Origin of the sequence: Chromobacterium aquaticum (assembly GCF_021129195.1) — a bacterium.
GTDB lineage: Bacteria > Pseudomonadota > Gammaproteobacteria > Burkholderiales > Chromobacteriaceae > Chromobacterium > Chromobacterium aquaticum.
The window spans coordinates 17,800-31,327 of the sequence record NZ_JAJOHW010000053.1; the positions used below are offsets into that span (position 1 = coordinate 17,800).

Sequence of the window (13,528 nt, forward strand, 5' to 3'; positions counted from 1 at the left end):
CCGCAGAGCAACACGCGGCGCCTATTCTTGGTTCGAACGCAACAAGACGACATTCATCGGCCTTGCCAGACTAGGCCTAAAAATTACCACAAGTTAATTTTTTTACCAATAGTAAATAAAATTTACACTGACCATGAAAAAAGCCAGCCGACAAACGGCTGGCTTCCGTGACTGCAGAGTACTGCTCAGCGCGGGCCCAAGGCTCCGATCAGACGGCAGAGCACGCCGCCTTCATCGCGCTGCGCCACCAGGGACAGGGCCAGAGGCAGGGTCTTGCCGCCTTCGCCATGCCACAGCACATCCAATTGCGCGCGACTGGAAATATTGAAAATCGCCTCCAGGCTATCCAACCAGCGCTGCCGCGACGCGGCGCGCAAGCCGTCCAGAAAGCGCTGCTCCGCCACCTCCTCCTGGGGCGCGCCGAACAATAGCGTCGCGGCCGGCGGCGACAGCCGCAGCCGCCCGGCGGCGAGATCCCACTCCCAGCTGGCCATGCCGATGGACTGCAACGCCAGTTCGCTGCGCTGCCCGGCCGCTTCCAACACGCGGCGCGCCTCCCGGCGCTCGGCCACCTCCTCCACCACCGCGATCAGATGCCAGGGCTCGCCGCTCACGGGATGCCGGCTCAGCGAGGCGCTGACATTCACCCAGACATGGCCGCCCTGTTTGCGCAGCAGGCGCTTCTCCAGCGAAAAATGGGCGATCTCCCCGCTCAACAACTGATCCAGCCGCAGCAGATTGTCCTCCAGGTCCTCCGGATGAGTCAGTTGCTGGAAGCTCAAGCCCTCCATCTCCGTCGGCGCATAACCCACCATGTCCGCCAGCCGGCGGTTCACCTTCTGCCAGCGCCCGTCCAGGTCCAAATGCGCCAGACCCAGAGCCGCCTGCTCGAAAATCTCGCGGAAGCGTTCCTCGCTTTCACTGAAGGCCACCGCGGCCTGGCGACTGTCGGTCACGTCCCGGGTCGCGCCTATCATCGCCTCCGCCCGCCCCTCGCCGTACAGCACCTCTCCCTCTTCGTGAATATGGCGGCGGCGGCCATCCGGCAACAGAATGCTGTATTCCACCCGGTAAGGCTGGCGCTCGCCTATCGCCCGCCGGATGGCGGCATCGATGCGCTCGCGGTCCTCCGACACCATGGCGGCGAAGTAGCGCTCCATCGTCACCTTGAAGGCTTGCGGCTGCCAGCCGAAAATCCGGTAGGCCTCGTCCGACCAGATGCAATCGTCCTTGCCCACGTCCCAGAACCAACTGCCCAGATGGGCGATGGACTGAGCCTTGTCCAGGATGGCCTGGTTCTGGCGCAAGGCCTGCTCCGCCAGGCAGCGCTGGGTGATGTCGAAGCTGACGCCTATCATCTTCACCGGCCGGCGGTCGGCATCCAGCACGCAGGTGGCGCGCGACGCGATCCAGCGCGTGTCGCCCGCCGGCCAGCGCACGCGGAACTCCGCCTCGTAAGCGGCGCCGGAACGCAAGCATTCCTCCTGCCGCGCCCGCAAGGCCGGCGCGTCGGCAGGTTCCAGCGCGGCCCAGAAATCATTCAGCAGGCGCAGCGGGCGGCCAAACAATTGCTCGGCATTGGCGGAATAGGCCACCGCATCGGTCAGGATGTTCCACTCCCAAGTAACGATGCCGGACACATTCTGCGCGAACTTCATTCGCGCTTCGTTTTCCATGATCTCCGCCAGATGCTTGCGTCGTATTTCGGTCAGTTGCTCATCGCTGCCCGCCGCCGTGGCCAGATCCAGCACCGCCTGCTCGCCATAGCGCAGCCAGACCCAGTTGACCCCGAGAAAATCCGCCAACACCCGCAGCTTGCGATATTCGATTTCGCCACCGCGCGTCCATTTGTGCACGGCGGCGGACGACACGCCCAAGGCCTCCGCCACTTGTTTGAGCATGATGCGCTTGCGCCCCAGCACTTCTTTCAGGCGAAGGGCGAAAGTTTCATCCCCGGCGGCTACAGCGGCTTGACTGACTTGGTTTGGCAACACGGAACTGGTCGCGGCGGCTGGCCGCGCCTCCTGGCTAGTTGGACGCATGACGATGATGGCGCGGCGACGCGCCCAAGCCGCAACCCCGCGGCCGTCAGCCGGCATGTTAACCCAGGGTGGAAAAATCCCGAAGCGGACCATTGCCCTCGATACCGGCAAGCCGGCATCGGCCTCCATCCCGGCTTGACCATAGCTGATATAGCCAAAGCAAATAGATTCGTCATAACCATAGCCGTTTCCGGATTGCAGCTCGCGGCAAAGCAACACTACAATTAAACCAAAGGTAAATTAATTTACCAATGGTTAATTACATTAACTGCATCCGAAAGGCCAAGCATGATCCACACTCAGCTCTTCATCGATGGCCAATGGCGCGACGCCGCCAAGCGGCAAACCCGCCAGATTCTCAATCCCTGCGACGAAACCGTGATCGCGCTTGCCGCCGATGGCGACCGCCGCGACGCCCAGGACGCCATCGCCGCCGCGCGCGCCGCCTTCGACACCGGCTCCTGGCGCGGCAGCACTCCGCGCCAGCGCAGCCGCCTGCTGCTGGACATCGCCCAGTTGCTGGAACGCGACAGCGAAGACCTGGCCGCGCTGGAAACCTTGAACACCGGCAAGACCCTGGCCGAAAGCCGCACCGATATGGGCGATGTCGCCGCCACCTTCCGCTATTTCGCCGGCCTGGTGGCCACCGACAGCGGCCAGGCCAACGCCGCGCCCGAACACATAATCAGCCGCACCCTGCATGAACCGGTGGGCGTCTGCGGCCTGATCACGCCCTGGAACTACCCCTTGCTGCAAGCGGCGTGGAAGATCGCGCCAGCGCTGGGCGCCGGCAACTGCGTGGTGCTCAAGCCCAGCAGCCTGACCCCGCTGAGCAGCTGGCGCTTCACCCAATTGCTGACCGAGCTGGACCTGCCTCCCGGCGTGTTCAACCTGGTCAGCGGCGGCGCCGAGGTGGGCGCCGAACTGGCGGAGCACGCCGATGTAGACCTGGTGTCCTTCACCGGCGGCGCCCAGGCCGGGGCCAGCATCATGCGCGCCGCCAGCGGCAACTTCAAACGCATAGGGCTGGAGCTGGGCGGCAAAAACCCGAACATCGTCTGCGCCGACGCCGACCTCGACACCGCCGTCGACTACGCGCTGAACGCCGCCTTCTTCCACGCCGGCCAGGTCTGCTCCGCCGGTTCGCGGCTGCTGTTGCAGCAAGAGATTCATGACGAGTTCGTGCGCCGGCTGGCGGAACGGCTGCCGCGCATCGTCATCGGCCCCGGCCAGCTGCCGGACAGCCAGATGGGACCGGTTCAATCCGCCCAGCAGCACGACAAGATCCTGAGCCTGATCGCCGCCGGGGTGAAGGAAGGCGCCCGCCTGGTCTACGGCGGCGGCCGTCCGGACGGCGAGCGCTACCGCAACGGTTATTGGCTGCAGCCGACACTGCTGGCCGATGTCCACGCCGACATGCTCATCGCCAAAGAGGAGATTTTCGGCCCGGTCATTACCGTGGAACGCTTCCACGACGAGGCCGAGGCGCTGCGTCTCGCCAACGGCACGCCATACGGCCTGGCGGCGGCGGTGTGGACGCGGGATCTGGAGCGCGCCAGCCGCATGAGTCGCGCGCTGCGCTTCGGCACCGTCTGGGTCAACGACTATCACCCCTACTTCCCGGAAGCGCCATGGGGCGGCTTCAAGTCCAGCGGCATCGGCCGCGAGCTGTCGCGCATCGGCCTGGAAGAATACACCGAGCTCAAGCACAGCTACATCAATCTGGCGCCCAAGCCCATGGGCTGGTTTGGCGCTTGAGCGCCGCTTCGCCCGATCCCGCCTTCGTTCACGTCCTAGGAGAGTCAAGATGAGCACCACTCAGGAATACGACTACATCATCGTCGGCGCTGGTTCCGCCGGCGGCGTGCTGGCGGCGCGGCTGAGCGAGGACAGCGATGTCCGCGTGCTGCTGCTGGAGGCCGGCGGGCCGGACTGGCGGCTGGACTGGCGCACCCAGATGCCGGCGGCGCTGGCCTATCCCTTGCAAGGCAGCACCTACAACTGGGCCTATCTGACCGAGCCGGAGCCGCATATGGGCGGGCGCCGCATGGCGCAGGCGCGCGGCAAGGGCCTGGGCGGCTCCTCGCTGATCAATGGCATGGTCTATATCCGCGGCAATGCGCTGGACTACCAGGGCTGGGCCGAGCTGCCCGGCCTGGGCGACTGGAGCTATGCCGACTGCCTGCCCTATTTCCGCAAGGCGGAAAGCTACGACAAGGGCGCCAACGACTATCACGGTGGCGACGGGCCGCTGCACGTCACCACGCCCAAGGCCGGCATCAGCCCCTTGTTCGAAGCCTTCATCCAGGCCGGCGAACAAGCCGGCCACGGCCGCACCGACGATCTGAACGGCTATCGCCAGGAGGGCTTCGGCCCCATGGACCGCACCACCACCGCTAAAGGACGGCGCTGCAGCGTGTCGCTGGCTTATCTGGACACCGCTCGCGACCGCGCCAATCTCTCGGTGCAAACCCGGGCGCTGGCGGACCGCATCCTGTTCGACGGCGCGCGCGCCACCGGCGTGCAATACCTTCAGGGCGAGCGCAGCCACCAGGCCCGCGCCTTGCGCGAAGTCATCGTCTGCAACGGCGCGGTGGCTTCGCCGCAGTTGCTGCTGCGCTCCGGCGTCGGCGACGCCGCCGAACTCGGCCGCCACGATATCGCCATCGTCGCCCATCTGCCCGGCGTCGGCGCCAATCTGCAGGACCACCTGGAAATGTATCTGCAATACGAATGCCGGCAGCCGGTGTCGCTGTACCCGTCCCTGCGCTGGTGGAACAAGGCCCGCATCGGCGCTCAATGGTATCTGGACGGCAGCGGCGTCGGCGCCAGCAATCACTTCGAGGCCGGCGGCTTCATCCGCAGCGGTGAACACTTCGCCTATCCCAATCTGCAATACCACTTCCTGCCGCTGGCGGTGAATTACGATGGCAGCCACGCCGTCAAGATGCACGGTTTCCAGTGCCACGTCGGCTCGATGCGCTCGCCCAGCACTGGCCACGTCAAGCTGGCCAGCCGCGATCCGCGCGCCAAACCCTTGCTGCAATTCAACTATATGGCGCACGACACCGACTGGCGCGAATTCCGCGCCGCGGTGCGGCTGACGCGGGACATCATCGGCCAGGACGCGCTCGCATCCTTCCGCGGCAGGGAAATCCAGCCGGGCGCCGCGGTGCGCAGCGATCAGGAGATCGACCGCTTCGTCCAAACCCACGCCGAAACCGCGCTACATCCGTCCGGCAGCTGCAAGATGGGCGCCGCCGACGACCCGATGGCGGTGGTGGATCATCAAGGCCGGGTACACGGTGTGTCCGGCCTGCGCGTGGTGGACGCGTCCATCATGCCGCGCATCGTCACCGGCAATCTGAACGCGCCCACCATCATGATCGCCGAGAAAATCGCCGATCACATTCGCCGGCGGCCGCCATTGCCACGCTCCAGCGCGCCCTTCCACCAGGCCGCCGCCGCGTCGCCAGCGCTGTCCTTGTAGCGCCCCCCTATCCCAGGAGCCGCCGCCATGTACGATTTCATCGGCCTGATTGGAGTCATCAGCTACCTGACCGCCTATGTCGGCCATCAATTGCTGGGCCTGCGCACATCGGACCCGCGCTATTTCGTCCTCAATCTGCTCGGCCCGGTCTGCATCCTGGTTTCCTTGTCCAACCACTTCAACCTGGCCTCCTTCGTCAACCAGTGCATGTGGTTCCTGATCACCCTGGGCGGCTGGTGGCGCGCCAGCCGGCGGCGGGCGCTGCCGGCGCCGGAGTCCGGCTCCTGAACCTTGGGTGGACTGTCCGGGCATGGGCCGCTTATGCGACAATCCGATGATTGAACCGCAAGACCCGCCCATGAACGACATCCCGCACGCCATCCTGCTGATGGGCCCCACCGCCTCCGGCAAAACCGGCCTGGCGCTGGAGCTGGCCCGCCATTTTCCGGTGGAGATCGTCAGCGTGGACTCCGCGCTGGTCTATCGCGATATGGACATCGGCACCGCCAAGCCCAGCGCGGCGGAAATGGCGCAATGCCCGCACCACCTGATCGACATCATCAGCCCGCTGCACAGTTATTCCGCCGCCCAGTTCCACGCCGACGCCAACCGCCTGATCCGCGAGATCAACGGCCGCGGCCGGCTGCCCTTGCTGGTGGGCGGCACCATGCTGTATTACAAGGCCTTGCTGGAAGGCTTGTCCGATCTGCCGCGCGCCGACGCGACGCTGCGCGCGCAACTGGACGCCGACGCCACGCAAGCCGGCTGGCCGGCGATGCATGCGCGGCTGGCGCAATTGGACCCGGACACCGCCGCCCGCCTCAATCCCAATGATTCGCAGCGCATTCACCGCGCGCTGGAGGTCTGCCTGCTCAGCGGCGAGCCGATGTCGCGGCTGCTGGCGCGCGGCAAGGAAGCCGCGGCCGACTTCCGCCTACTGTCGCTGGGCCTGGTGCCGGCGGAGCGCGCCTGGCTGCATCAACGCATCGCGCAGCGCTTCGAACTGATGCTGGAACAGGATTTCCTGGCCGAAGTCAGGCGCTTGCGCGAACAGTATCCGGCGCTGACGCTGGAGCTGCCGTCGATGCGCTGCGTCGGTTATCGCCAGGCTTGGGAATACCTGGACGGCGTCGGCGATGAACAAGCCTTCATCGACAAAGGCATTGCCGCCACCCGCCAGCTGGCCAAGCGCCAACTGACCTGGATGCGCAGCCTGGACCTGGTGCCGATCAATGCCCAGCAGCCAGGTCTGGCCGAGCAGCTGTGCGCCGCCGTCGCCGCCTTCCAGGCCGGCGAGCCCTTGCCCGCCGGCCTGCGTTTCGACGGCGCCTACTAAGCCGGCCGCGCCCGACTCACCAGGGCCGGCTGGCCGACGCGCACAGCGGCACCACCGGCGCGTTGCTGCCGGTGTCGAGGAAGCCGTCGCTGATCCAGTCGCCGCCGCGGGTGCGGTTCCACACATCGGTGCGCCCCCACACTCCATCCACCGCCTCGGCGCGCACATGGCATTGCAAGGCGACGCTGTCGCCGCGCTTGACGGAGCCGGTGATGCCCGCGCTCAGGCTGGGCGCCTTGCGCAGATTCACCTGCCCTTCTCCCTTCGCCGGCGTCGCCACGCCGCTGGCGCCGGTCGGCGCGCCTCCGCCGCCGTAATTGTTCAGCAAGCCGCCGACATTGACCCGTGTGCCGTTACGCAGCGCATAACCCTGATAGGCGCGGCTGCCGGCGAAGAACTGCCAACCGCCGAACAGCTTGCCGTTCACCGGCTCGGCTCGACCCTGATACAAGAGGGAGAAATGCACGTGCGGGCCGGTGGTGCTGCCGCCGCACGGCAGGCCATTGCCTATGGTGCCGAGATACGCGCCCGGATTGACCCGCGTCCCGTCCGCCAGCGTATTCAGATTGATCATGTGGTAATAGGTGGACGAGAAGCCGTTGTCGTGCACCAGCTTGACCAAGCCGCTGCCGCCGCGCACGCAGCTCTTGTAGATCACCCCGGCCTGAGGCGCCAGCACCCTGCCGTCGCCGCCGGCGAAGTCTATGGAATCGTAAGGCTGGCTCTCGCCGCTATAGCCGTGGGGCCCCCCGGTCATGCGCCAGGCCGCGCCCTGGCGCCAGGGCAGGCCCAGATTGGTGGCATTGGGCGCGAACGGCTGCCCCGGCCTGGCCAGCTGACTGCGCCAAGCCTGTCGTTCTTCCGCGCTCAGCCAGCCGGCCGGCGCCTGCTCCAGCATCGCGGCGAAGCCCGAACTGCTTTCCAGCTCCAGCGTCCAGCCTTGCGCATCGCGCCGCGCCAGGAACAGCCGCGACAAGGGCACATGATCCATCGCCGCTATCGTCGTCATCACCGGCAAGGGCTGGGTCACCGAGCCCAACACCCAGTCGCCGTCCACGCTGTCGCGGTTGATTTCCACCAGCATGTCCAGCTGCTCGCCCTTGGCCAGCGGCAACAAAGGCTGCAAGGCCTTGACCGCCGCCTGGCGCAGCATCGGATCGGGCTGTTTCGACTCCGCCTGCGCGCCGCTGGCCAGCACCGCCAATACCGCCATCGCTAAAGCTGCTTGTTTCATTTCGGGCTCCGTATGGGTTGGGGAAAAACCAAAGCGACGCAATGCCATCAGCATTACGTCGCAAACACTAAGGTTATAGAAACGCCCGTCCTTATTTCCTGCTGGCCTTTGGCCCAGCAGACAGCCCGCGAAAATCGATAAAAAAAGCCCACGTCGCATGACGTGGGCTTTTCATCGAATGGGGGCTTGCTCAGCGTGCGGCCACCAGCTTGATTTCCACCTTCCAGGCCGGGTTGGCCAGCTTGGCTTCCACCGTGGCGCGCGCCGGCACATTGCCGGCCGGCACCCAGGCGTCCCAGGCGGCGTTCATCGCATCGTAGTCAGCGAGATGGGCCAGGAAGATGGTGACATCGACGATCTTGCTCTTGTCCGAATCCAGCTCCGCCAACAGCGCGTCGATCTGGCCCAGCACGTTCTCGGTTTGCGCCTTGGCATCGGCCTCGGTGTTTTCCGGCACCTGGCCAGCCAGGAAGATCAAGCCATTGGTGACCACGGCTTCGGCCAGACGCGCGCCCTGCTTGTGACGATAAATGCTCATGCGACTCCCCTTCTGTGTGTATCGAAGCGATGACGGAATTCTAACCCGGCGCCGCCGGCTATTGCCATGCCTGGCGCAAGTCCTCGATCAGCGCCGCTTCGCCCTCTATGCCCACCGACAGGCGGATCAGATTGTCGGCAATGCCCAGCGCGCGCCGGCGCTCGGCCGGAATAGACGCATGCGTCATCGCCGCCGGCAGGCACACCAGGCTCTCGACGCCGCCCAGGCTCTCCGCCAGCGTGAACAGCTTCAGCCGCGCCAGCACCCGCCGCGTCTCTTCGGCGTCGCCTTTCAGATAGAAGGACACCACGCCGCCGTAGCCCCGCATCTGGCTGCGCGCCAGTTCATGCTGCGGATGGCTGGTCAGGCCCGGATACAAGACCCGCTCCACCTGCGGCTGGCTTTCCAGCCAGCGCGCCACCGCCAGCGCATTGCTGTTGTGACGTTCTATTCGCAAGGCCAGCGTGCGCAGGCCGCGCAGCACCAGGAAGCTGGCGAACGGGTCCAGCACCGCGCCCACCGCGTTGTGCAGGAAGGCCAGCCGCTCGGCCAGCTCCGGCCGCTGGCGGCTGACCACCGCGGCGCCGGCGATCACGTCGGAATGGCCATTCAGGTATTTGGTGGCGGAATGCACCACGATGTCGAAGCCGAAGGCCAGCGGGCGCTGCACCACCGGCGAGGCGAAGGTATTGTCCGCCACCGTGATCAGGCCGTGCCGTCGCCCCAAATCGGCCACCGCAGCCAGGTCCACCAGTTGGTTCAGCGGGTTGGACGGGGTTTCCACCCAGATCATGCGGGTGTTCGGCCGGATCTCCGCCTGCAAGGCGGCGAGATCTTCCGACGCCACATAGCTGATCTCCAGCTGCGCGCTTTGCTTGCGCACCTGCTCGAACAAGCGGTAGGTACCGCCGTACAGATCGTTGACCGCGATCAGATGGCTGCCGGCCGGCAGCAACTCCAGCACCGTGGCGATGGCCGCCAGGCCGGACGGAAAGGCGTAGCCTCGCACGCCGTCTTCCAGCTCGGCCAAGGCGCGCTCCAATGCCTCGCGCGTCGGGTTCTGCGAGCGGGAATACTCGTAGCCGCTATGCTCGCCCGGCGCGTGCTGCCGGTAGGTGGAGGTGGCGTAAATGGGTGGAATCACCGCGCCGAACGCATCCTGGTGCAGGCCGGCGGTGATGGACAAAGTATTGAAATCAGTCATGGTCTTTTCTCGCAATGCGGATGGCCGGTCCCGCTTGGACCGGCCTGGATCGAGTGGAGCTAAATGGAACGCGAGCGCGGCTGGCGGCGCCAGAACGCCAGCAGATCGGCCTGGGTGATCAGGCCCAGATAGCGCTCGCCGTCCACCATCAGCGCGACATGGCCATCGTTGAAAATATGCAGCAAGTCCTGCAGCGAGGCCTGCGGCGACAGGGTGCGCACTTCGCTGGTCATCGCGCTGCGCACGTTCTGGCGGAAGTTCTCCGGTTCGCCGTGCACCGACAGCAACAGATCCCATTCGTCCAGGATGCCGACCACCTTGTCGTCGGCCAGCACCGGCAGCTGCGATACATCGTGCAAGCGCATGCGCTGGTAGACCACGTTCAAGGGCTCGTCCGGGTGGCAGGAGACGGTGCTGCCGTCGGCGTGACGGCGCACGATCAGATCGGTCAGATCGCCCAGCCGCGGCAGTTCCACCAGGCCGTTGTCCACCAGCCAGTCATCGTTGTACATCTTGGACAGATACTTGTTGCCGCTGTCGCACACCAGCGTCACCACGCGCTTGGGCGTGGTCTGGGCGCGGCAATAGCGCAAGGCCGCCGCCAGCAGCGCGCCGGACGAGGAACCGGCCAGAATGCCCTCCCGGCTCAGCAGCAGGCGGGCGCTGTCGAAGCTTTCCTGGTCGCTGATGCGGTAGGCGCGCTTGACCAGGCTGAAATCGGTCTGCGGCGGGATGAAGTCCTCGCCTATGCCTTCGATCAGCCAGCTGCCGGCCTCGCCGTGACGGCCGGTCTCGACATGATCGGCCAGCACCGAGCCCACCGGGTCCGCCAGCACGATTTCCAGTTGCGGCGCCTCGCGGCCGAAGAAACGGGTCAGCCCGGTCAGCGTGCCGCTGGAGCCGACGCCCACCACCACCGCGTCCAGTTCGTGGTTCATTTGCGCCCAGATTTCCGGCGCGGTACCGATTTCATGCGCCAGCGGGTTGGCCGGATTGTTGAACTGGTCGATGTAGTAAGCGCCCGGCGTGTCCTTGGCGATGCGCGCGGCCAGGTCCTGGTAATACTCCGGGTGCCCCTTGCCCACGTCGGAACGGGTCAACACCACCTCCGCGCCCAGCGCCTGCAGGTGCAAAATCTTCTCGCGGCTCATCTTGTCCGGCACCACCAGCACCAGGCGATAGCCCTTTTGCGCGGCCACCAAGGCCAGGCCCAGGCCGGTATTGCCGGCGGTGGCCTCGACGATGGTGCCGCCCGGTCGCAGCTTGCCTTCGCTTTCGGCCGCGGCAATCATGGACAGCGCCACCCGGTCCTTGATCGAGCCGCCGGGATTGTGGCTTTCCAGTTTCAGATACAACTCGCACAGGCCGGTGTCCAGATGCGCCACCCTCACCAGCGGCGTATTGCCGATCAAGGACAGAACGGATTGGTCTTGCATATTGAAATCTCCTAGCTACAACATATAAATATTGTTTTTAAAAACTTTTTGTTATATTGAAACTAAAAAAATTCCGCCTCACACCACGGCGGTCGCCTGCAGAAAACTATAGAAAAACACCAGCTCCGGATTGCTGCGCAGCTGCCTCAACTCCCGCGTCATCGCCGCCACCAGCGCCGCGTCCACCCGCCCCGCCTCGATCAGTTGATCCGCCGCCGACAGCAGCAGCTCGGTCCAATAGTCCAGCACCTGCTGGCGGCGATGCGGGTCGCGGCTGTCCAGATGCCAGGTCTTGACCTGGGTTTCCACATGACGGAAGCCCAGCCGCAGCAGCATATTGCCCAGCTTGGCGCCGACGAAGGGATCGCCGCCCACCGCCAGTTGGTGATCATTGAAAGCCAGCCAGTACTGCTGCAGATTCGCGGAATAAGGCGATAGAAAGAAGGAGGCGTTCATCGCCTCGGTGGCGTATAGCCGCGCACCCGGCTTCAGCACGCGGCGTACCTCGGCCAGCACTCGTTCCGGCGACAGCACGTGCTCCAGCACCCAGCACAGGAAGGCGGCGTCGAAGCTGGCCGGCTGGAAATCCAGGTCCTCGGCGTCCATATGCAACAGCCGGGCACGGTCCTGCCACGGGCTGCCCTGCAGGCGCTGCCGCGCCACCGCCAGCTGGCGTTGGCTGAAGTCGACGCCGGTCACTTCCAGATCGGGATAGCGCCGCAGCAGGATCTCGGTCTGCGCACCAACGCCGCAGCCCACTTCCAGCAACTGGCCGACGCCGGAGAAATCGATGTCTCGATACACCACGGACTCGGAGAAACGCGCCTGACGCACTAGGCGCGCCTGCTCGCTAGCGGAAAAACCATGAATATAGGGCAGCTCGCTCGCCCCGTCGGTCAATTGCAATGTGGCCATGTTCATCTCACGATTTACATCAACATCGCCGCATTATATTCCCAATCATTATTAAAAATATAAATTTTATTTCTTATTTTTATATAAAGAACAAATCTAATCTCCGCTAACGCCAAATGCAAAAAACCCGCAGCACGCTGCGGGTTTCGGCTTAGCCTGGAACAGGCTTAAAGCATCGCGGATTGGCGCAAGCTCATGGAGAAACGCTGCAGCGCGGCAATGCCGGAAGCTTCGGCGCGATTGCACCAGTCCTGCAATTCCTTCAACAGCTGCTCGCGGCTCAGCGTGGAACGTTCCCACAAACGGGTCAATTCCTGGCGCATGGAGTAGACCGTGGCCAGCACCTGGCTATGCTCCAGCAAGGTGGCCAGCTGCATGCGCTCGGTTTCCGGCGTGTCCTTGGCGTCCTGCTTCAGCCACACCTTCATCTTGCGGCTCAGCTTGCTGCCGGAAAAGTCCGGCAGATTGATCTTGTCCAGCTCGCCGCGATACACCTCTTTCAGCTCGCGCGCATAGCGCGAAGCGATGGCGTAGCGGTTGGAGATGATGGCCTGCAAATGCTCCAGGTCCAGTTGCGGGCGCGACGCGTCCTCGGCCAGCCGCGGCGCCACCTTGCGCACCTTGGCCAGGCCCAGGATTTCCAGAATGCGGATATACATCCAGCCGATGTCGAACTCGTACCATTTATACGACAGCTTGGCCGAGGTGCCAAAGGTATGGTGGTTGTTGTGCAATTCCTCGCCCCCCACCAGGATGCCCCAGGGGAAGATATTGGTGGACGCGTCCTCGTTCTCGAAATTGCGGTAGCCCCAGAAATGGCCGATGCCATTGATCACCCCGGCCGCCCAGAACGGAATCCACACCATCTGCACCGCCCAGATCGTCAGGCCGACGGGCCCGAACAGCACCAGATTGATCAGCAGCATCAGCACGATGCCCTTGGCGCTGTGGCGGGTGTAGACATTACGCTCCAGCCAGTCGTCCGGCGTACCGTGACCGAACTTGTCCATGATGGACTGGTCCTTGCAGGCGCCGCGGTACAATTCCGCGCCTTCCCACAATACCTTCTTGATGCCCAGCACCTGCGGGCTGTGCGGGTCGTCCGCGGTCTCGCACTTGGCGTGGTGCTTGCGATGGATGGCCGCCCATTGCTTGGTGACCATGCCGGTGGTCAGCCACAGCCAGAACCGGAAGAAGTGGCTGGGAATGGGATGCAGATCGAGCGCGCGGTGCGCTTGGTGACGATGCAGGAAGATGGTGACCGATGCGATGGTGATGTGGGTCAGCACCAAGGCCACCACGATATAGCCCCACCACGGGAGGTCTAGCACGC

11 protein-coding genes are annotated in these 13,528 nt (G+C 64.7%); 4 read left to right on the forward strand and 7 right to left on the reverse strand.

Annotated elements, in window-relative coordinates; all coding sequences use genetic code 11:
* Positions 1 to 185: 185 nt before the first annotated feature.
* Positions 186 to 1,901: a PAS domain-containing protein gene (locus LQT98_RS08585; protein ID WP_231461939.1), complete on the reverse strand. Its 1,716-nt coding sequence runs from the start codon at positions 1,899 to 1,901 to the stop codon at positions 186 to 188.
* 429 nt (positions 1,902 to 2,330) lie between these two features.
* On the opposite strand from LQT98_RS08585, the gene LQT98_RS08590 reads away from it, so the two are divergent.
* From LQT98_RS08590 to miaA, 4 genes are all read left to right on the forward strand, one after another.
* Complete coding sequence (locus LQT98_RS08590) at positions 2,331 to 3,800, forward strand: aldehyde dehydrogenase family protein (RefSeq protein WP_231461940.1); 1,470 nt, start codon at positions 2,331 to 2,333, stop codon at positions 3,798 to 3,800.
* Positions 3,801 to 3,849: 49 nt separating this feature from the next.
* Positions 3,850 to 5,532, forward strand: a complete 1,683-nt coding sequence (gene betA, locus LQT98_RS08595; RefSeq protein ID WP_231461941.1) for a choline dehydrogenase — start codon at positions 3,850 to 3,852, stop codon at positions 5,530 to 5,532.
* Between the two features lie 27 nt (positions 5,533 to 5,559).
* Positions 5,560 to 5,820 (forward strand): CBU_0592 family membrane protein, encoded by a 261-nt coding sequence (locus tag LQT98_RS08600; protein WP_231461942.1) that lies wholly within the window; start codon positions 5,560 to 5,562, stop codon positions 5,818 to 5,820.
* 70 nt (positions 5,821 to 5,890) lie between these two features.
* Positions 5,891 to 6,868 carry a tRNA (adenosine(37)-N6)-dimethylallyltransferase MiaA gene (gene miaA / locus LQT98_RS08605; RefSeq protein ID WP_231461943.1) on the forward strand — a complete coding sequence of 326 codons (978 nt, stop codon included), beginning with the start codon at positions 5,891 to 5,893 and terminating at the stop codon, positions 6,866 to 6,868.
* A gap of 16 nt (positions 6,869 to 6,884) precedes the next feature.
* On the opposite strand, the gene LQT98_RS08610 is transcribed toward miaA, so the two are convergent.
* From LQT98_RS08610 to LQT98_RS08635, 6 genes are all read right to left on the reverse strand, one after another.
* Positions 6,885 to 8,102: a M23 family metallopeptidase gene (locus tag LQT98_RS08610; RefSeq protein ID WP_231461944.1), complete on the reverse strand. Its 1,218-nt coding sequence runs from the start codon at positions 8,100 to 8,102 to the stop codon at positions 6,885 to 6,887.
* 190 nt (positions 8,103 to 8,292) lie between these two features.
* A complete protein-coding gene (locus LQT98_RS08615) occupies positions 8,293 to 8,640 on the reverse strand; it encodes a RidA family protein (RefSeq protein WP_048410578.1) in 348 nt (115 codons plus the stop codon).
* A gap of 58 nt (positions 8,641 to 8,698) precedes the next feature.
* The gene (locus LQT98_RS08620; RefSeq protein ID WP_231461945.1) at positions 8,699 to 9,844 is read right to left on the reverse strand and encodes a trans-sulfuration enzyme family protein; all 1,146 of its coding nucleotides are present in this window, start codon (positions 9,842 to 9,844) and stop codon (positions 8,699 to 8,701) included.
* A gap of 59 nt (positions 9,845 to 9,903) precedes the next feature.
* Positions 9,904 to 11,280, reverse strand: a complete 1,377-nt coding sequence (locus tag LQT98_RS08625) for a pyridoxal-phosphate dependent enzyme (protein WP_231461946.1) — start codon at positions 11,278 to 11,280, stop codon at positions 9,904 to 9,906.
* A 78-nt stretch (positions 11,281 to 11,358) separates the two neighbouring features.
* Positions 11,359 to 12,195, reverse strand: coding sequence for a class I SAM-dependent methyltransferase (locus LQT98_RS08630; RefSeq protein WP_231461947.1), 837 nt, complete (start codon positions 12,193 to 12,195; stop codon positions 11,359 to 11,361).
* A gap of 167 nt (positions 12,196 to 12,362) precedes the next feature.
* Positions 12,363 to 13,526, reverse strand: coding sequence for a DesA family fatty acid desaturase (locus tag LQT98_RS08635; protein WP_231461948.1), 1,164 nt, complete (start codon positions 13,524 to 13,526; stop codon positions 12,363 to 12,365).
* Between the last annotated feature and the right edge of the window lie 2 nt (positions 13,527 to 13,528).